The sequence below is a fragment of the Pseudoflavonifractor intestinihominis genome, from assembly GCF_040096055.1.
GTDB lineage: Bacteria > Bacillota > Clostridia > Oscillospirales > Oscillospiraceae > Pseudoflavonifractor > Pseudoflavonifractor intestinihominis.
Genome location: NZ_JBBMFK010000004.1, coordinates 100,741 through 118,977 on the forward strand (window position 1 = coordinate 100,741; position 18,237 = coordinate 118,977).

Here is an 18,237-nt window from a genome sequence, read left to right on the forward strand (position 1 = left end):
GTTTTCTGTTACAGGAGGAGGAAAAATAGGGCCAGAACAGCCAGAACGCTCAGGGCGAAGAGCACCAGCTCCAGCACCAGGTCCTTTCTGCGCCGCATGTCCCGGCGGCACTCCAGCCAGACGGGCACGTAGGAGCCGGAGAACATCTGGTAGAGCACAATCAGCCGCAGGACCAGGTCGATGACCGAGAGGGCCAGGGAGGCGGCGCCCAGGGAGTCGGTGGGGGCCATGGCCTCCTGGTACCGGGGCAGGATCCAGTTGCTGAAGGCGGCCAGCTGCTCAAAGCCGATGAGGCAGAACACCACCAGGGCGGCCCGGTTGCCCCGGTAGAGGGCCCACAGCACCACGGCCGAGGGCAGCAGGGAGGCCAGAGCGGAGAGAAGCGGCAGCGGCTCCTCTCCGCCGCCAGCGCGGATGAGCGGGATGAGCGCCTGGGCAAATTGGGCCACAAAAATCAGCCACAGCAGGGCCCGGAGCAGAAAACGGCCCTTTTGGGCCCGGATATCGTGCATCCACTTCACCTCATTATGTCGTCAGCCGAGGGGACGTTTTTTCCATTCTATCATAAAGACCGGGAAGCGCCAAGAGGGAACAGGACGAAAAGGCTTGCGGAGGACTGCCCGATATAATAAAATAGACCGGTATGAACACGACAGGAGGAACCCACATGAGTTACGCCGACGAGCGATTTATCCAGAACTGCAAAGACATCCTCGCCCACGGGACCTGGGACACGGACCAGGCGGTGCGCCCCCGGTGGGACGACGGCTCCCCCGCCCACACCATCAAGCTCTTCGGCGTGGTGAACCGGTACGACCTGCGGAAGGAGTTTCCCGTCCAGACCATCCGGAAGATGGCCTTTAAGAGCTCCCTGGACGAGCTGCTGTGGATCTGGCAGAAGAAGTCCAACAACATCCACGACCTGAACAGCCACATCTGGGACGCCTGGGCCGATGAGAACGGCTCCATCGGCAAGGCCTACGGCTACCAGCTGGGGGTGAAGCACGTCTACCCCGAGGGGGAGTTCGACCAGGTGGACCGGGTGCTCTACGACCTGAAGCACAACCCCGCCTCCCGGCGGATCATCACCAGCATCTACAACCACCACGACCTCTACGAGATGGCCCTCTATCCCTGCGCCTGGTCCATGACCTTCAACGTGACGGGCAGGACCCTCAACGCCATCCTCAACCAGCGCAGCCAGGACATGCTCACCGCCAACGGCTGGAACGTGATGCAGTACGCCGCCCTGGTCCACATGCTGGCCAGGGTGTCCGGCCTGGAGGCGGGGGAGCTGGTCCACGTCATCGCCGACGCCCACATCTACGACCGGCATGTGCCCATCGTGGAGGAGATCATCGCCCGCAAGCCCTACGAGGCCCCCACGCTGTGGATGGACCCGGCGGTGGACGACTTCTACGCCTTCACCCGGGACAGCCTGAAGCTGGAGGGCTACCAGTGCCACCCCCTGGATGTGAAGATCCCGGTGGCGGTGTAAGGAGGGACCCATATGCGGATTCTGGTGTCGGCCTGCCTGCTGGGCCTGATTTGCCGGTACAGCGGCGACGGGAAGGCGTTTCCTCCCCTGGCGGAGCTGCTGAAGCGGGGGGATTTGCACTTTGTGCCCGTGTGCCCCGAGCAGCTGGGGGGCCTGCCCACGCCCCGTCCCCCCGCCGAGCGGGTGGGGGAGCGGGTGCTCACCCGGGACGGCGGGGACGTGACGGAGCAGTATGTCCGGGGCGCGGCCCAGGCGGAGGAGCTGGCCCGGCTGATGGGCTGCCAATGCGCCCTGCTGAAGGCCCGCAGCCCCTCCTGCGGCAGCGGCGTCGTCTACGACGGCACCTTCACCGGACGGAAGGTCCCCGGCGACGGCGTTGCCGCCGCCCGGCTCAAGGGCGCGGGCATCCCGGTGTTTGACGAGGAGCACTGGGCGGAATTTCTGGACTTTATCAAGGAGGAAGGCTAAATGTACCTGATCGCAGCGGTGGATCAGAACTGGGCCATTGGATATCAAAATAAGCTGCTGGCCCGGATCTCCCCCGATCTGAAGCGGTTCAAAACCCTGACCCTGGGGCACCCGGTGCTGCTGGGGCGGAAGACCCTGGAGACCTTCCCCGGCGGCAAGCCCCTCCCGGGGCGGCAGAACTATATTCTCTCCACCAATCGGGACTGCAAGGTGGAAAACGCCCTGGTGCTCCACAGCCTGGAGGAGGCCAAAGGGGCCTGTCCGGCGGACACCTTTGTTATCGGCGGGGCCCAGGTGTACCGGGAAGCCCTGGACTGGTGCGACACCGCCTATATCACCAAAATCCACGCCGCCTTTGAGGCCGACGCCTGGTTCCCCGACCTGGACGCCCTGCCGGAGTGGGAGCTGGCGGAGGAGGAACCGCCGCTGGAGTCGGACGGGCTGACCTTCCACTACGCCACCTACCGGAGAAGGGGGTAAAACAGTGTACGCCGACGATATCCGGGCCTATCGCCCCCGGGACGAGCAGGAGGAGACCGACAAACGGATCATCCTGGAGTACGTGGACCAGTACCCCGACACTGTGCTCACCCGCCGCAACGAGTACGCCCACATCACCAGTTCCGGCTTTGTGGTCAACGCCGACGCCTCCAAGGTGCTCATGGCCCACCACAACATCTATAAGGTATGGGCCTGGACCGGCGGCCACGCCGACGGGGACGGGGACCTGCTCGCCGTGGCCCTGCGGGAGGCCAGGGAGGAGACCGGCGTCACCCATGTGCGCCCCCTCTCGCCCGCCATTGCCTCCCTGGACATCCTGCCCGTGTGGGGCCACGTGAAGCGGGGAAAATACGTGGCGGCCCACCAGCACCTGAACGTGTCCTACCTGCTGACCGCCGACGAGGACGACGCCCTCGCCGTCCGGGAGGGGGAGAACACCGGCGTGGCCTGGCTGCCCGCCGACCGCCTTACCGAGCTGACCAACGAGTGGCAGATGGACTACGTGTACCTGAAGCTGCTCCGCCGGGCCAGAGCCCTGCTGGGCCTGGCATAAGAAGACCCGGTGTACGGAACCATGGTTCCGTACACCGGGTCTTGTGCTATTCGCAGGTGGGCAGGCCGCCGTCCTGGTCATCGTCGGAGACCATGCGGCTCAGGCGATCCTTCAGCCGCTGGCGCTTCTTCTCCAGGGAGCGGAGGTGGTGCTCCTTCAGGTGCTGGAAGGTGAAGCCGCCGGGGAACAGGCTGTTGACCGCCATGGCCGCCACCACGCCGATGGCGGTGTCCAGGATGCGGTTGAGGGCGTAGCTGACGTAGGAGTCCACCGGGGTGTTGAACAGCAGGATGCACAGCACCACGCCGCCGGGCTGCACGCCGCCCACCCAGAAAATCTGGCACAGGAGAATGAGGATCACCACGCCCACAAACACCAGAGGCACCAGCAGCAGAGAGTGGCCGCCGTCCGGGTAGAAGATCAGGTACACCCGGAACAGCGCCATGCCCAGCAGTCCGCCGATGAGGGTGCCGAAGAGGCGGTTGCCGCCGTGGAGCCGGGAGTTCTCCAGATCGCTGCCCATGCCGAAGATGGCGCCGATGCAGGCAAAGGCGGGGCTGCGGTCCAGAAAGAAGTACACCAGGGCACACAGAGCGGCCGCGGTGGCCGTCTTGATGTTGCGCATGCCGATTTTGGGCAGGGGACGGGGCGAGGGACGGTTTTGGCTCATGTCAAACGCTCTCCAACTCCGAAAATTTGGCTGCCTGTACCATATGTGGAAACATTATATCATGAGGACGGAGCTGTTGGGAAGAGCAAAACAGAACTTTTTGGATAAGAATATGGAGAAAAAAGAAAAGCAGGGCCATTTGGCCCTGCTTTTCAGCGCGTTCTCTGACTGCGCCGGCCCAGGGCCAGCGCGGCGGCGGCCAGCACGGTGGCGGCGACGCCCAGCGTCAGACAGCACAGCAGCATCAGGTTGGCCCCGCCCATGGGCAGGGAGGCCCCCGCGTCCAGGGCCAAGCCGCTGATATAGCTGCCCAGCATGCCGCCCATGCCGTTGGAGGCTACCATCATCACCGTCTGGCCCCGTACCCGGTCGGCCTCGGGCACCGACTCGTTGACAAAGTACACCGACGCCGGGGTGAACAGGCCGTACCCCAGCATCTGGAGGGGCTGGGCCAGGAACACGGTGGCCAGGTTGAAGGAAAGCAGCAGGGCCACCGCCTTCAGGGCGGTGAAGAGCATGCTGATGAGGATGAGGCGCCCGCTGCCCAGGCGGTGGAGCATGCGCTGGAAGAAGAAGGCGGTGGGCAGCTCAAAGCCGCCCATGATAAACAGCGCCACGCCCAGGTCGGCGCTGTTGCCGCCCCGGCTCTCCACCACGTTGACCAGGAAGTTGGACATGGGCAGGCAGGCGGTGAGGCCCAGCAGGATGGCCACCAGCATGAGGGTGAAGGGGGGATTGCTCTTCAGCAGGTACCACACCGAGTGGGGCTGCTCCGCCGGCGGCGCGTCCGCTGCCGCAGGCGCGGCGCGGAAGGTGGGGTAGGAGATGGTCAGGGCGATGACCGCCGCCACCAGCACCGTGTGGGTGATGAGGGTGCTCTCCACGCCCATGGACTGGGTCTGGAGGCCCAGGAGCACGCACACCACCGCGTAGGCCATGGAGCCGATGCCCCGGCCCAGGCTGTACCGGATGGGCATGCCCGCGTTGATGAACTGGATGGCCATGGCGTCCATCAGGGGGTAGGCGGAGATCTCAAAGCCGCCCAGGATGATGAGGACCAGGGCGGTGCCTGCCATGCCCATGGGGCACAGGAGGAACACCAGGGAGGCGGCCAGAGACAGGGCCAGGGACAGGGAGACGATGACCTTCAGGGGGATCTCCGGGTGCCGGTCGGCAAAGCCGCCCAGCAGGGGCTGGCAGATGATGCCCGCCAGGCAGCGGATGGCAATGAGCAGGCCGATCTGGCTGTTGGAGAAGCCCCGGTCCCCCAGCAGGGCGGCCAGATAGGCGCAGATGGCGGCAAACATGGCCCAGTAGCCGATCTGCATGACGATATAGTGCAGGTCCAGCCTGCGGAGGGAGGGCTGTGTGGCGTTCAATCCGTTCACCTCGTCAATAGCGGAATTCCGGCTTTGCGTCGGCGCCGAAGAACTGGAACAGCTCGGGCAGGCGGGTGGAGCTGGTACAGTACATGACTACCACCATGTCCGGGTCCAGCCAGTCCATGTAGTCCATCAGGTTTTCCTTGAAGTAGCGCAGGTCGATGGTGATGAGCTCCGAGCAGTCCAGGGCCAGGAAGGGGGCCAGGATGCAGGAGTAGGAGTCCCGCACCAGCAGCACCCGGGGACCGTCCGGGTTCAGGTGGTTGGTCATGCGGGCCAGGTTGTAGTCGCCGCCGGCGTAGAGGGTGTAGGGGTTGCCGTTGAAGTAGTCGATCTCCTCCACCCGCTCCGGGAACAGCAGGGACTCCTCAAAGGGACCGGTGCGCTCAATGGCGTTGAGGGGCACCGAGTAGGTGAAGTCGGTCTCAAAGTTGGGCTTCCACAGGTTGATGCTGTCCACGCCGGTGTACAGCGTGCCCACCCGCTTGCCCTGGCTGCCCAGGAAGGAGTCCTCATAGGTGATCTTGGTGTAGCTGTCCGGGTCGGTGTGGGCCGGGTCCACCTCATAGCCCAGGATCTCCGACAGCCGCTCCGTCACCGCCTGGTAGCCCACAAAGCCGCCCTCCGGGGTCCAGTGGTGGTCGGTGCGGAAGTAGAAGCGGGGGGCGTCGGGCTCCTGGGCCGCCTCCTCCAGCACGGGCCGCAGGTCCAGGGTGTCCACGTCCAGCTCATCCAGAGAGGCCAGAAGCCGGTCGGTGTTGTCGTGGCCGTAGTCTGTGACGCCCTCGGGCAGCTCGTCGCCGCTCTGGCTCACCTTCTGGGGGGCCTGGACGTAGAGCAGGGGGATGTCCTTCTCGGCCAGCTGGTCCCGGAACTCGGCCAGGGCCTGGGCGTAGGGCTGGGTGTCGGTGGGGCCGCCGTACAGGTTCTCAAAGGCCAGGTCCCCGTCCTTCAGCTTGATGACGGTGTAGTCCGCCTCCACGTCCTCCACCACCCGGCGGCCCATGAGCCGCTGGATGCCGCCGTAGAGCTGGATGAAGTAGTGGTCCTCGTCCAGGTCCTGGTTCAGGGCGTTCTCCGCGCCGGAGAGGAAGGTGGGCAGGTAGGAGAAGTCCCGCCGCAGCTTGCCGAACTCGGCCCGCAGGTTGCCGCTGCCGCTGAAGAAGGCGGTCACGGCCACCACCAGTCCGGCGGCGATGCCCAGCAGGAAGAGGACGGCGGTGAGATTGCGTTTCAGTTTGCTCATGGTGCGTCCTCCTTAGAAATTAAAGTAGATGAAGGGGTTGTAGGTGCCCTTGATGGTGAAGCACACGGCCACCACAAAGACCGCCAGCAGGGCCAGGGTGGACAGGCAGTCCCACACCGGCAGCAGCTTGCCGTTTGCTGTGACGGTCAGCTTTTTCCGAATCCAGGTGGCGGTGGGGGCGGCGCAGAGCACGGCGCCCAGCAGGATGACCCAGTACTCCCGCAGGTAGAGGGCCGCCTGACTGCTCCACACCGGCATGGAGCCGATATGGAACAGGGAGAGGAAGTAGGAACCGGCGGCGGACAGGGAGTCGGACCGGAACACCACGCAGGTGAGCACAAAGGCCGCCTGGGTGTAGAACCAGCCGATGGCCTTGGGCCAGCCCTTGCCCATGCCGCCGTACTTCTCCAGCATGAGCAGCGCGTAATTCATCAGGCCCCAGACCACATAGGTCCAGTTGGCGCCGTGCCAGATGCCGGTGAGGAGCCACACCACAAAGATGTTGCGTACCACCTTCCACTTCTTGTCCACCCGGCTGCCGCCCAGGGGGAAGTAGACGTAGTCCCGGAACCAGGAGGTGAGGGAGATGTGCCACCGGCGCCAGAACTCGGTGACCGAGGTGGAGATGTAGGGGTAGTCGAAGTTCTCCAGGAAGTGGAAGCCGAACATGCGGCCCAGGCCGATGGCCATGTCGGAGTAGCCGCCGAAGTCGTAGTAGAGCTGGAGGATGTAGCATACGGCGCCCAGCCAGGCGAAGGCCACCGACTGGGGCTGGCCGTGGTTGAAGGCGGCGTCGGCCACAACGGCCAGCTGGTTGGACAGGATGACCTTCTTCCCCAGGCCCACAAGGAAGCGCTGGACACCGGCGGTGAAGTCGTCCCAGTTCTCCCGGCGGTGGAGGATCTCCTCGGCCACCGTCTCGTACTTCACGATGGGACCGGCGATGAGCTGGGGGAAGAAGGAGATGTACAGCCCCACGTTGAGCAGGCTCTTCTGGGCCTGTCCCCGGCCCCGGGCCACGTCCAGCACATAGCTCATGGCCTGGAAGGTGAAGAAGGAGATGCCGATGGGCAGGTTGATGACGGGTACCGTCAGCTGGAAGCCCAGCAGGTTCAGGTTGGTGAGGACAAAGGTCAGGTATTTGAAGATGAACAGGATGGACAGGTTGCAGATCACTGCGATGGTGACCGGGAGCCGCAGGCTGCGGCCGTGGTTCTTCCAGGCGGCAACCCACAGGCCGAACAGGTAGTTGGCCATAATGGAGCCCATCATCACCACGACGAACCAGGGCTCACCCCAGGCATAGAAGAACAGGGAGGCCAGGGTCAGGAAGATGTTCTGTCCCTGCCGCCACTTGCGCAGGGGGAGGTAGTACACCAGAAGCACCACCGGCAGGAACAGAAACAGGAACACAGAGCTGGAAAAAAGCATGGGTCGAACTCCTTCGTGAAGATTGGGGCCGTCAGGTGAGATAGCGGCCCGCAAAAGGGATCTTGCTGATGAGCCAGGCCGCCGCCGCCGAGGGGATCAATACCAGGGCGGTGACGGCGGGCACCGCCAGCACCGGCGGCAGGGGCAGCCGGGTAATGCCGAAGTGGCGGTAGACGATGAGGAACAGGTCGTGGACCAGGTAGACGCCGAAGGTGATTTTGACCAGACCGGACAGGCTCTGCCGCCGGGAGCCCTCGTCGCTCACCCCCAGCAGGTACCGGAACAGCACGAACACCGCCACCGCCATGGCCGCCACATTGGGGGTCATGTAGTCGTAGAGGGCGCCGGACAGGGCGCCGCTCCGGAGGGAGAGCACCCGGGTACCCCAGATGGTGGCCGCCGCTCCGCCGATGCCCAGCAGGTAGATGATGATCTCCGCCACCCGGCCCAGGGGGAAGGTCTTCAGGTAGTACCCCGCCACGTAGTACCCCACATAGCCCATGACCATGTGCAGATTGAGCCGGGAGAGGTAGGTGGAGACGGTCTGGCTGGGCCGGAGCTGGAGCAGGGTGGGCAGCAGGTAGGCCACCACGAAGCACAGCAGGAAGAAGTAGTGGAAGTCCTTCCGGGAGGCCCCCTGGACAAAGGCCCGGAGGATGGGGGTCACCAGGTAGAGGCCCAGGATCACATAGAGGAACCACAGGTGGTAGTGGGTGGTGCCCAGCAGGGCGGTGTACAGAGCGGAGCGGACGCTCTCCCAGGTGAAGGCGCCGCCCACCCGGCCGAAGTCCACGATGGCGTACACCGCGCCCCACACCACCAGGGCCACGAAAATGCGCAGGATATGGTGGAAGAACAGCCTGGGCAGGGTCAGGCTCTTCTTGGGGTCCAGCAGGAACATGCCGGAGAGCATGACGAACACGGGCACGCACCAGCGCACCAGACTGTCGTATACATTATATATATCCCACGCGCCGCTGCCCACGGGCACGTCGTAGATCCACAGGCTCACCACATGGATGACCGCCACCGCCGCGATGGAGAGCACCCGCAGCAGGTCGGCGTAGGCCAGGCGGCCGTCAGAGGTCCTGGCCATGGGTCACCCCTTGGCGGGGACGATCTCGATCCAGTAGCCGTCCGGGTCCTCGATGAAGTAGATGCCCATGGCCGGGTTCTCGAAGCAGACGCAGCCCATATCCTTGTGGCGGCGGTAGAGCTCGTCGTAGCGGTCGGTGACAAAGGCCAGGTGGAACTCGCACTCCCCCAGGTCGTAGGGCTCAGTGCGGTCCTTCAGCCAGGTCAGCTCCAGCTCAAAGCCGGTCTCCCCGTCTCCCAGGTACACCAGCTTGAAGGAGCCGTCCGCCGCCTCCTTGGTGCGCACCGGGGAGAGCTCCAGGGCGTCCCGGTAGAAGGCCAGGGACTTGTCCAGGTCCAGAACGTTGAAATTAAAGTGTGCAAAGCGCAGCATATGGTTCACCTCATTGAAAAGATGCGGCAGGATGGGTGCCGAAAACAACGGAAAGCATTATATCACATGATCTGGAAGTTGAACAGGGCGGGGGCGGAAAAACAGGGGGCGGAAAATTTACCGCCGGTCAGAAAATGTCGAATCAGACGGTAACGCGAAAATAAAAAAACGGGCGTAAATGTGGAAAAAGTAACGAGCTTTCTCTCCTTTGGCGGAAAGGAGACATAAAACAGGAAAATTGGTCGCTGGTTCCTGTTTACAAAAGTAATCGAACATACGTTTCTTGTGCGGAAATCACTTGTTTTCACACGAAAATACCGGGGTTGGGAGGGAAAAAAGAGTTAAAAAAGGGTTGCATTTTGGTTACATAACAATTATACTAAAAACACTGGTGGGGGAAAATGGAGCCTGCCATTGCCCAGAGGGGGGAAAGTGGAGGAGAGGTGAAGGGGAATGATGAGCGCCACCGGCACGTACGAGCACAGCCTCGATGCCAAAGGCCGCCTGTTCATTCCCGCCCAGCTCCGCCGTGAGCTGGGGGACACCCTCTACGTCACCATGGGTATTGACGGCTGCCTGGCCGTCTATCCCCAGGAGACCTGGGACACCTTTACCGCCAAATTCGCCGCCCTGCCCATGACGGAGTCGGTGGCCATGCGCCCCCTGTTCGCCAACGCCGCCAAGTGCGAGCCGGACAGCCAGGGCCGGATCGTCATCCCGGCCATGCTGCGGAAGTTCGCTGGACTGGAGAAGGACGCGGTCATCACCGGCGTCCACAACCGGGCGGAGATCTGGAGCGCCGAGCGCTGGCAGGAGAAACAGGAGGAGATCACCCCCGAGAAGATGAACGCCATCCTCAAGGGGCTGGGGCTGTAATATGAGTGAGATGGAATTTTCCCACAAGCCGGTGCTGCTCCAGGAGTGCATCGACGGATTGAATATCGACCCGGCGGGCGTCTATGTGGACGCCACCCTGGGCCGGGCGGGCCACTCCCGGGAGATCGCCCGGCGGCTCACCACCGGCCGGCTCATCTGCATCGACCGGGACCAGGCCGCCCTGGACGCGGCACCCGGGCGGCTGGAGGGCCTGATGGACCGGGTGACTCTGGTCCACGGCAACTTTGGCGACCTGGCGGACATTCTGGACCGGCTGAAGCTGGACAACCTGAGCGGCGTGCTGGCCGACCTGGGCGTGTCCTCCCCCCAGCTGGACGACGCCAGCAGGGGCTTCTCCTATATGGCTGACGCCCCGTTGGACATGCGGATGGACCAGTCCGAGGCGCTTACTGCCAGAACGGTGGTCAACGAGTGGCCCCAGGAGGAGCTCCGGCGGATCCTGTTCCAGTTTGGCGAGGAGCGGTATGCCCCCGCCATTGCCGCGGCCATTGTCCGCGCCCGGGAGAAGGCCCCCATTGAGACCACCCTTCAGCTGGTGGACATCATCCGCTCGGCCATGCCTGCCCACGCCCTGCGGGAGAAGCAGCACCCGGCCAAGCGGTCCTTCCAGGCCATCCGCATCGCGGTCAACGACGAGCTCTCCGCGGTGGACAGGCTGATCCAGGCGGCTGTGCCCGCGCTGGCGCCCGGCGGACGGCTGGCCATCATCTCCTTCCACTCGCTGGAGGATCGGATCGTGAAAAACGCCTTCGCCGCCTTTGCCAAGGGCTGCACCTGTCCCCCGGACTTCCCGGTGTGTGTGTGCGGGAAGAAGCCGGTCATCCGGCTGGTGAATAAAAAGCCCATCGTGTCCGGCGAGGAAGAACTGAATGAGAACGCCCGCGCCCGCAGCGCCAAGCTGCGGATTGCGGAGAAACTGTAAATGAGAGAAAAGGGAACACCTTCCCCAATGCATCTGCAAAAGAATGGAGTGGACGCCCCATGGCAACTGCCGCAGCCCGAAGAAGACGATATAACACGCCCCGCGCCACCTATGACAGCGTGGCCTACGACCTGAGCTACACCGATACGGCTGCCCGGCCCCTCCGGGGCGGAGAGCAGACCGGGACCCGCCCCCTGGTCCGGCCCAGAGAGCGGGCGGCAGTCCGGCCCAAAGCCCGGGTGCGGGAGGCGGGGGCCGTCTCCCCCTTCGCGGTGGTGGGCTTCCTGGCCATCGGCGTGTTTGCCGTGCTGGTGCTGTTCAGCTCCATCCAGCTCACCACCCTGTCCGACGATATCGCCAGCCTGAAGAGCGACCTGTCCGAGCTGGAGGAGCAGGAGAGCTACCTGCGCACCCAGTACGAGCTGGCCTTTGACCTGGCCAGCATCGAGACCGCGGTGACGTCCGACGGCACCATGGTCAAGCCTCAGGCGGGGCAGATCCTCTACCTGGACCTGTCCGAGCCGGACAGCGTGGTGCTGTTCAACGACGAGGAGACCCCGGTCCAGGGCCTGAACGGCGCCCTCCAGGGCATCCAGAACATCCTGGGCAATGTGGTGGAATATTTCAAGTGAGCCACCCCATATAGTTTTGTAAGACCCGAAAAGAGAAAAAGGGTTGCACCCGCAGCCCACACAGAGAGGGCGTAAGAAAATAAAATTTTCTTACGCCCTCCATATTTCAGTGGGGAAAGAGCGACGGAAGTGAAAACCGTTGAGCAGGGAGCACAGGGGCGGCCGCTCAGCCGTCCCCGGACGCCCGGCCTCATAGAGAGAAAACAGTCAGCGCGTTTTTACAGGCACAGAGGTGATCGCATGATGAACGGCGAAAAGAAACAGAAGCAGCAGCCCGACCGGCGGGGAAACCGCACCATCCTGGGGCGCACCATCTTCCTGATGGCCATCTTCGGCGTGGTGATCTTCATCCCCCTGCTGGTGCGGCTGTACAACCTCCAAATCACCAACCATGAGTACTACCAGGAGCTGGCCATCGGCCAGCAGACCAGGGACGTGGCGGTGACGGCCAACCGGGGCACCATCTATGACAGCAAGGGCACCCCCCTGGCCCTGAGTTCCACGGCCTACGATATCATTGTCTCCCCCCGGGACCTGAACACCGTCCAGGAGAACTACCAGAAAAAGGTGGAGGCCTATCAGAAGGGGGAGAGCAAGACGGCCCCCGGCCCCGAGCCCACCGACGAGGCGGTGGCGTCCGGCCTGGCGGAGATCCTGGGCATGGACAAGGACACCATTCTCCTCCGCCTCCAGAAGGACACCTCCTACGTGCGCCTGGCCGCCAAGGTGGAGCAGGACGTGAACGAGCAGGTCATGGCCTTCAAGCTGGAGTACGGCCTGTCCAACGCCCTCTACTCCACCCCCACCTCCAAGCGGTACTACCCCCACTCCAGCCTGGCCGCCCAGGTCATCGGCTTCGTCAACTCGGAGAACGAGGGCGCCTACGGCATGGAGGCCTACTACGACAGCGTGCTCTCCGGCGAGACCGGCCGGGTGGTGACCGCCAAGAACGGCAACGGTACCGAGATGCTCTCCCGCTACGAGAACTACTACGACGCCACCGACGGCAACAACCTGAATCTCACCATTGACGCCACCATCCAGTACTACTGCGAGCGGGCCCTGGAGAAGGGCATCGAGATGTACGACGTGCAGAACGGCGGCTTTGCCATCGCCATGGACCCCAACACCGGGGCCATCCTGGCCTGGGCCAACTCCCCCACCTACGACCTGAACAACCCCAGCCAGGTCACCGACCCGGACACCCTGGCCGAGCTGGAGACCCTCAAGAGCACCTACGGGGAGGACAGCGACGAGTATAAAGAGGCCCTGGGCGAGGCCCAGCTGCTCCAGTGGCGCAACAAGGCCATCAACGACACCTACGAGCCCGGTTCCACCTTCAAGTCCGTGGTGCTGGCCGCCGCCCTGGAGGAGGGCGTGGTCAGCGAGAGCGACACCTTCAACTGCACCGGCTCGGTGGTCATCGCCGGCAGCACCATCCGCTGCTCCGACCGCAAAGGCCACGGCACCCAGACCCTGGCCAAGGCGGTGGCCAACTCCTGCAACCCGGCCTTCATCGCCATCGGCCAGCGGCTGGGCGCGGAGAAGTTCTACGACTACCTGGAGGACTTCGGCTTCCTGGAGCTCACCGGCATCGACATGCAGGGCGAGGCGGGCAGTACGGTGTGGTCCCGTGATTGGTTCACCGGCCCCTACGGCGAGGCCTCCCTGGCCACCGCCTCCTTCGGCCAGCGCTTCAACGTGACCCCCATCCAGCTCATCACCGCCGCCTCCGCCGTCATCAACGGCGGCCACCTGATGCAGCCCTATGTGCTGGAGTCCATCACCGACGCCGACGGCAACGTGCTCCAGAGCACCGAGCCCACCGAGCGCCGCCAGGTGGTCAGCGAGGCCACCAGCGAGAAGTGCCGCACCATCCTGGAGGGCGTGGTCAACGGCGGCACCGGCAAGAACGCCTACCAGGCGGGCTACCGCATCGGCGGCAAGACCGGCTCCTCCGAGACCCTGGAAGACGACCACACCATCGTCTCCTTCCTGGGCTTCGCCCCCGCGGACGACCCCCAGGTGGTGATCCTCATCGCCTTCGATAACCCCAAGCCCGTGTCCCCCGGCAGCAACTACACCTCCGGCGGCTACTACATCAGCGGCGGCGTCATGGGCGCCACCCGGGCCGGCGAGCTGCTGGCCAACATCCTGGACTACATGGGCGTGGAGAAGCAGTACACCGCCGAGGAGCTCTCGGGCGCCGACGTGCTGGCCCCCAGCGTGGTGGGCCTGTCCGTGGCCGACGCCCAGGCCAAGGCGGAGGCCGCCGGGCTTACGGTGCGCACCGTGGGCAGCGGCGAGACCGTCACCGACCAGATCCCCATCCAGGGCGCGTCCATCCCCGGCGGCAGCGAGATGGTGCTCTACCTGGGCGAGGCCAAGCCCACCGACCAGGTGGAGGTGCCCGACCTGTCGGGCAAGTCTCCTGAGACGGTGCGCCAGACCCTCAGCAACCTGGGCCTGTACATGAAGGCCACCGGCGTGTCCGACTACTACACCTCCAGCACCATCGCCGCCGGCCAGTCCATCGCCGCCGGCACCATGGTGGACCGGGGCACCGTGGTGGAGGTCCAGTTCATGGACAACACCGCCACCACCGCCGGCGCAGGCTTCTGAGCGGACGGCATTTCCCAAGGCGACCAGCCCGGTCCGGGAGCATTCCCGGACCGGGCTGAAGCGAAGATTCTGATATCGGCACACAGAGTGAGGGGTGACAGCATGAGACTGAAGGCGCTTTTGTCCGGCGTGGCCCTCCTTGGGGGCTCCGTGGACGAGGATGTGGAAATTTCAGGAATCAGCTACGACACCCGCACCATCCGGCCGGGGGAGCTCTTTGTGGCCCTCACCGGCTACAAGACCGACGGCCACCAATTCCTCCATGAGGCGGTGGAGAAGGGGGCGGCGGCGGTCATCTGCCATAAGGCCCCCGACGGGCCCGGGCCCTGGCTCATCGCCGGGGATACCCGGGCCGCCCTGGCGGCGGTGTCCGCCAACTGGTTTGGCCGCCCGGCCGACGCCCTGACCGTCATCGGCGTCACCGGCACCAACGGCAAGACCACCACCACCTATCTCCTCAAGGCCATGCTGGAGCAGGTGCTGGGGGCAAAGGTGGGGCTCATGGGCACCAACCAGAACATGATCGGGGAGGAGATCGTCCCCGCCCACCGCACCACCCCCGAGTCCTGGGAGGTACAGAAGCTGCTGCGGGACATGGCGGACCGGGGCTGCACCCACGTGGTGATGGAGGTGTCCTCCCATGCCCTGGCCCTCCACCGGGTGGACGGCATCCGGTTCCAGGCCGGTATCTTTACCAACCTGACCCGGGACCACCTGGACTTCCACGGCACCATGGAGGAGTACCGGCGGGTGAAGGGGCTTCTCTTCCGCCAGACCGGCACGGCGGTGCTCAACCTGGACGACGAGGCCGGGCGGTACTACGCCTCCGCCGTCACCTGCCCGGCGGTGACCTACTCGGAGAACAAGGACGAGGCCGACGTGACCGCCAAGAACATCCGCCTGTTCCCTGACCGGGTGGAATTCGAGGCCCTCACCACCGGGGCCATCGCCCGGGTGAAGCTGCCCATCCCCGGCGGGTTCACCATCTACAACGCCCTGGGCGTCATCGCCTGCGGCCTGGCCCTGGGGCTGGACCTGCCGGAGGTGTGCGGCTCCCTGGCGGAGGCCAGGGGGGTCAAGGGCCGCATCGAGGTGGTGCCCACCCCGGCGGACTACACGGTCATCATCGACTACGCCCACACCCCCGACGCCCTGGAGAACATTCTCACCACCGTGCGGGACTTCACCCCGGGCCGGGTCATCTGCCTGTTCGGCTGCGGCGGCGACCGGGACCGGACCAAGCGGCCCGTCATGGGGGCCATCGCGGCGGAGCTGGCCGACCTGGTGGTGCTCACCTCCGACAATCCCCGCACCGAGGACCCGGAGGCCATCCTGGCCGACATCCAGGCGGGCATGGAGGGGAGCGACACCCCCTGCATCGTGGTGCCCCACCGGCGGGAGGCCATCCGCCGGGCCCTGGACGAGGCCAGGACCGGGGACACGGTGGTGCTGGCGGGCAAGGGGCATGAGACCTATCAGGAGATCGGCACCACCCGCCGCCACCTGGACGAGCGGGAGGAGGTGGCCGCCTATTTTGACGGCCAGTCCCGGGACTGTCCATGAAAATCGGAAAACAGAAGGAAAATTTGTTACTTTTTGAGTGGAAAACACCAGCTCGCTTATGGTAAAATACCACTTTGTGAAAACGGACCGGAGAAGCCCGGCGTGTGCGGGCGGAGGTTTGGGAGGTTCAAAAGATGAGATATGTAGTAAGCTTCCTGGTGGCCTTTGTGGTGGCCTTCCTGGCGGGTAAGGTGCTGATCCCCCTGCTGCGCCGGCTGAAGGCGGGGCAGGGCGTGAAGGAATACGGACCCGCGTGGCACAACTCCAAGCAGAACACCCCCACCATGGGCGGCCTGACCTTTATCGTGGGCATCACCGTGGCGGTGCTCACCGTGGGCTGGCGGGACATCGCCGCCGGGGCCTACGGCGCCCTGTTCGTGCTGGTGTTCGCCCTGGTGTTCGGCGCCATCGGCTTCTTTGACGACTATGTGAAGGTGAAGTACCACCACGGCGACGGCCTGTCCGCCGGGATGAAGTTCCTGCTCCAGCTGGCGGCCGCCATCGTGTTCACCCTGCTGCTGCGCCACTTCGGCTACCTGAGCTTCGACCTGTACATCCCCTTTGTCAACGTCACCCTGGACCTGCCCGAGTGGCTGTACATGGTCTTTGCCGCCTTTGTCATGGTGGGCACGGTCAACGCCGTCAACCTGACCGACGGCATCGACGGCCTGGCCACCGGCGTGACCATGCCCGTGTCCCTGTTCTTCCTGGCGGTGTCCGTCCTGTGGGGCGCCACTGAGCTGGGCGTGTTCGCATCCGCCCTGTTCGGCGGCCTGTGCGCCTTCCTCATCTACAACTTCCACCCCGCCAAGGTGTTCATGGGGGACACCGGCTCCCTGTTCCTGGGCGGCGTGGTGTGCGGCATGGCCTTTGCCCTGGATATCCCCCTGCTCCTGATCCTGGTGGGCATCATCTACATCGCCGAGACCCTGTCCGACATCATCCAGGTGACCTATTTCAAGCTGACCCACGGCAAGCGGATCTTCCGCATGGCGCCCCTGCACCACCACCTGGAGCTGGGGGGCTGGAGCGAGGTGAAGCTCTTTACCGTCTTTACCCTGATCACGCTGGCGGCCTGTCTGCTGGCCTATTTCGGCCTGATCAACCGCTATCCGTTCTGAGCTGACAGAGCGGGAGAAACCTTTGGGAGGTGACCGTCACGGCGCGGAAAATGAAGCGGGATCTCACCGTGGAGGAGCAGCTGGCACGGGGACCCATGGATCTGCCCTTCCTGATGCTGACCCTAATGCTCACGGGAATCGGGCTGGTGATGGTGTTCTCCGCCTCCTACGCCACAGCCTACTACGACGGCGTGGTGGCCAAGCACGACCCCACCTACTACTTTGTCCGCCAGGCCCTGTTCGGCGCGGCCGGCATTGTGGTCATGTACCTGGTGAGCAAACTCAACTACCAGCACTACCGCTGGCTGGCGGTCTTTGCCCTGCTGGCGGCCTTCCTGTGCCTGGTCCTGGTGTTCACCCCCCTGGGCTTCGGCAAGGCCACCACCGGCGCCCAGCGCTGGATCCGTGTGCCCGGCCTGGGCAGCTTCCAGCCCTCTGAGATCGCCAAGCTGGGCGTGATCCTCTACTTCTCCTCACGATTGTCCAAGCGGAGCACGGAGAAGCGAAAAAAGTACGACCTGCGCAAGCCCTCCGGCCGCCTGCTGGACCTGCTGGACCGGATCGGCTTCATCGAGCTGGTGCCCTATATGCTCATCCTGGGGGCAGTGGCCCTGCTCATGCTCATGGAGCCCCACATGTCGGGCACCATCCTCATCCTGGTGGGCGGCGCGGCTGTCCTCTTTGCCGGCGGCATCAAGCTGGGCTGGTTCGTGGCCGGCGGCGCGGCGGTGGCCGCGGGGCTGTGGTTCATCATGACCCAGACCAGCTACATGGCCGCCCGCCTGGCCATCTGGGAGGACCCCTGGAACTACCCCCTCGACGGCGGCTACCAGACCATCCAGTCCCTCTACGCCATCGGCTCCGGCGGACTGCTGGGCGTGGGCCTGGGCAACTCCCGGCAGAAGTTCAACTACCTGCCCGAGCCGGAGAACGACTACGTGTTCTCCATCACCTGCGAGGAGCTGGGCTACATCGGCGCGGCCATCATTATCATTCTCTTCGCCCTGCTGGTCATCCGGGGCTACTGGATCGCCATCCACTCCCGGGACCGGTTCGGCGCGCTGCTGGTGGTGGGTATCACCACCCTGGTGGCGGTGCAGGTGTTCCTGAACATCGCCGTGGTCACCAACCTGATCCCCCCCACCGGCATCTCGCTGCCCTTCTTCAGCTACGGCGGCACGGCACTGGTCATACAATTGGTAGAAATGGGAATTGTCCTGTCGGTGTCCAGGCAGATACCGGCGCCCAGACAGGGCTGATACG

18 protein-coding genes are annotated in these 18,237 nt (G+C 64.5%); 11 read left to right on the forward strand and 7 right to left on the reverse strand.

Going from position 1 to position 18,237, the window contains the following annotated elements:
• Nucleotides 1-8: 8 nt before the first annotated feature.
• On the reverse strand, nt 9-512 hold the full coding sequence (locus WMO64_RS03820; protein WP_294517308.1) for a hypothetical protein: 504 nt from the start codon (nt 510-512) through the stop codon (nt 9-11).
• A gap of 155 nt (nt 513-667) precedes the next feature.
• Here WMO64_RS03820 and thyA point away from each other — a divergent pair, with 155 nt between their 5' ends.
• From thyA to WMO64_RS03840, 4 genes are read left to right on the forward strand one after another with little or no spacing between them, the layout of a single operon-like run.
• The gene (thyA, locus tag WMO64_RS03825) at nt 668-1,498 is read left to right on the forward strand and encodes a thymidylate synthase (RefSeq protein ID WP_349231065.1); all 831 of its coding nucleotides are present in this window, start codon (nt 668-670) and stop codon (nt 1,496-1,498) included.
• 12 nt (nt 1,499-1,510) lie between these two features.
• Nucleotides 1,511-1,966 (forward strand): 2-thiouracil desulfurase family protein, encoded by a 456-nt coding sequence (locus tag WMO64_RS03830; protein WP_349231066.1) that lies wholly within the window; start codon nt 1,511-1,513, stop codon nt 1,964-1,966.
• Nucleotides 1,967-2,446 carry a dihydrofolate reductase gene (locus tag WMO64_RS03835; protein WP_349231067.1) on the forward strand — a complete coding sequence of 160 codons (480 nt, stop codon included), beginning with the start codon at nt 1,967-1,969 and terminating at the stop codon, nt 2,444-2,446. It begins immediately after the preceding gene.
• 4 nt (nt 2,447-2,450) lie between these two features.
• Entirely contained in the window at nt 2,451-3,020 is a 570-nt protein-coding gene (locus WMO64_RS03840; RefSeq protein WP_349231068.1) for an NUDIX hydrolase, read from the forward strand.
• A gap of 46 nt (nt 3,021-3,066) precedes the next feature.
• On the opposite strand, the gene WMO64_RS03845 is transcribed toward WMO64_RS03840, so the two are convergent.
• From WMO64_RS03845 to WMO64_RS03870, 6 genes are all read right to left on the reverse strand, one after another.
• Complete coding sequence (locus WMO64_RS03845; protein ID WP_349231069.1) at nt 3,067-3,690, reverse strand: FUSC family protein; 624 nt, start codon at nt 3,688-3,690, stop codon at nt 3,067-3,069.
• Nucleotides 3,691-3,842: 152 nt separating this feature from the next.
• The gene (locus WMO64_RS03850; protein WP_349231070.1) at nt 3,843-5,078 is read right to left on the reverse strand and encodes an MFS transporter; all 1,236 of its coding nucleotides are present in this window, start codon (nt 5,076-5,078) and stop codon (nt 3,843-3,845) included.
• A gap of 4 nt (nt 5,079-5,082) precedes the next feature.
• Entirely contained in the window at nt 5,083-6,318 is a 1,236-nt protein-coding gene (locus tag WMO64_RS03855) for an alginate O-acetyltransferase AlgX-related protein (protein ID WP_349231071.1), read from the reverse strand.
• A 12-nt stretch (nt 6,319-6,330) separates the two neighbouring features.
• Nucleotides 6,331-7,749 (reverse strand): MBOAT family O-acyltransferase, encoded by a 1,419-nt coding sequence (locus WMO64_RS03860; RefSeq protein WP_349231072.1) that lies wholly within the window; start codon nt 7,747-7,749, stop codon nt 6,331-6,333.
• A gap of 31 nt (nt 7,750-7,780) precedes the next feature.
• Nucleotides 7,781-8,845, reverse strand: coding sequence for an acyltransferase (locus WMO64_RS03865; RefSeq protein WP_349231073.1), 1,065 nt, complete (start codon nt 8,843-8,845; stop codon nt 7,781-7,783).
• A gap of 3 nt (nt 8,846-8,848) precedes the next feature.
• Entirely contained in the window at nt 8,849-9,217 is a 369-nt protein-coding gene (locus WMO64_RS03870; RefSeq protein WP_349231074.1) for a VOC family protein, read from the reverse strand.
• 453 nt (nt 9,218-9,670) lie between these two features.
• Here WMO64_RS03870 and mraZ point away from each other — a divergent pair, with 453 nt between their 5' ends.
• The 7 genes from mraZ to ftsW all read left to right on the forward strand — a co-directional run bounded on the left by mraZ (nt 9,671) and on the right by ftsW (nt 18,233).
• Nucleotides 9,671-10,093 (forward strand): division/cell wall cluster transcriptional repressor MraZ, encoded by a 423-nt coding sequence (gene mraZ / locus WMO64_RS03875; RefSeq protein ID WP_006574889.1) that lies wholly within the window; start codon nt 9,671-9,673, stop codon nt 10,091-10,093.
• Between the two features lies 1 nt (nt 10,094).
• A complete protein-coding gene (gene rsmH / locus WMO64_RS03880) occupies nt 10,095-11,036 on the forward strand; it encodes a 16S rRNA (cytosine(1402)-N(4))-methyltransferase RsmH (RefSeq protein WP_294517280.1) in 942 nt (313 codons plus the stop codon).
• A gap of 59 nt (nt 11,037-11,095) precedes the next feature.
• Nucleotides 11,096-11,668, forward strand: a complete 573-nt coding sequence (locus WMO64_RS03885) for a hypothetical protein (RefSeq protein WP_349231075.1) — start codon at nt 11,096-11,098, stop codon at nt 11,666-11,668.
• Between the two features lie 240 nt (nt 11,669-11,908).
• Nucleotides 11,909-14,290, forward strand: a complete 2,382-nt coding sequence (locus WMO64_RS03890; RefSeq protein ID WP_349231076.1) for a penicillin-binding transpeptidase domain-containing protein — start codon at nt 11,909-11,911, stop codon at nt 14,288-14,290.
• A gap of 102 nt (nt 14,291-14,392) precedes the next feature.
• The gene (locus WMO64_RS03895; RefSeq protein ID WP_349231077.1) at nt 14,393-15,853 is read left to right on the forward strand and encodes a UDP-N-acetylmuramoyl-L-alanyl-D-glutamate--2,6-diaminopimelate ligase; all 1,461 of its coding nucleotides are present in this window, start codon (nt 14,393-14,395) and stop codon (nt 15,851-15,853) included.
• Nucleotides 15,854-15,987: 134 nt separating this feature from the next.
• Complete coding sequence (gene mraY / locus WMO64_RS03900; RefSeq protein ID WP_349231078.1) at nt 15,988-16,974, forward strand: phospho-N-acetylmuramoyl-pentapeptide-transferase; 987 nt, start codon at nt 15,988-15,990, stop codon at nt 16,972-16,974.
• A gap of 50 nt (nt 16,975-17,024) precedes the next feature.
• Nucleotides 17,025-18,233, forward strand: a complete 1,209-nt coding sequence (ftsW, locus tag WMO64_RS03905) for a putative lipid II flippase FtsW (RefSeq protein WP_349231079.1) — start codon at nt 17,025-17,027, stop codon at nt 18,231-18,233.
• Nucleotides 18,234-18,237 lie beyond the last annotated feature (4 nt).

What these genes read in the sequence shown, in the direction of transcription:
- WMO64_RS03820 (WP_294517308.1), bottom strand. Translation starts at nt 512, where the DNA reads ATGCACGATATCCGGGCCCAAAAGGGCCGTTTTCTGCTCCGGGCCCTG.
- thyA (WP_349231065.1), top strand. Translation starts at nt 668, where the DNA reads ATGAGTTACGCCGACGAGCGATTTATCCAGAACTGCAAAGACATCCTC.
- WMO64_RS03830 (WP_349231066.1), top strand. Translation starts at nt 1,511, where the DNA reads ATGCGGATTCTGGTGTCGGCCTGCCTGCTGGGCCTGATTTGCCGGTAC.
- WMO64_RS03835 (WP_349231067.1), top strand. Translation starts at nt 1,967, where the DNA reads ATGTACCTGATCGCAGCGGTGGATCAGAACTGGGCCATTGGATATCAA.
- WMO64_RS03845 (WP_349231069.1), bottom strand. Translation starts at nt 3,690, where the DNA reads ATGAGCCAAAACCGTCCCTCGCCCCGTCCCCTGCCCAAAATCGGCATG.
- WMO64_RS03855 (WP_349231071.1), bottom strand. Translation starts at nt 6,318, where the DNA reads ATGAGCAAACTGAAACGCAATCTCACCGCCGTCCTCTTCCTGCTGGGC.
- WMO64_RS03860 (WP_349231072.1), bottom strand. Translation starts at nt 7,749, where the DNA reads ATGCTTTTTTCCAGCTCTGTGTTCCTGTTTCTGTTCCTGCCGGTGGTG.
- WMO64_RS03865 (WP_349231073.1), bottom strand. Translation starts at nt 8,845, where the DNA reads ATGGCCAGGACCTCTGACGGCCGCCTGGCCTACGCCGACCTGCTGCGG.
- WMO64_RS03870 (WP_349231074.1), bottom strand. Translation starts at nt 9,217, where the DNA reads ATGCTGCGCTTTGCACACTTTAATTTCAACGTTCTGGACCTGGACAAG.
- mraZ (WP_006574889.1), top strand. Translation starts at nt 9,671, where the DNA reads ATGATGAGCGCCACCGGCACGTACGAGCACAGCCTCGATGCCAAAGGC.
- rsmH (WP_294517280.1), top strand. Translation starts at nt 10,095, where the DNA reads ATGAGTGAGATGGAATTTTCCCACAAGCCGGTGCTGCTCCAGGAGTGC.
- WMO64_RS03885 (WP_349231075.1), top strand. Translation starts at nt 11,096, where the DNA reads ATGGCAACTGCCGCAGCCCGAAGAAGACGATATAACACGCCCCGCGCC.
- WMO64_RS03890 (WP_349231076.1), top strand. Translation starts at nt 11,909, where the DNA reads ATGATGAACGGCGAAAAGAAACAGAAGCAGCAGCCCGACCGGCGGGGA.
- WMO64_RS03895 (WP_349231077.1), top strand. Translation starts at nt 14,393, where the DNA reads ATGAGACTGAAGGCGCTTTTGTCCGGCGTGGCCCTCCTTGGGGGCTCC.
- mraY (WP_349231078.1), top strand. Translation starts at nt 15,988, where the DNA reads ATGAGATATGTAGTAAGCTTCCTGGTGGCCTTTGTGGTGGCCTTCCTG.
- ftsW (WP_349231079.1), top strand. Translation starts at nt 17,025, where the DNA reads ATGAAGCGGGATCTCACCGTGGAGGAGCAGCTGGCACGGGGACCCATG.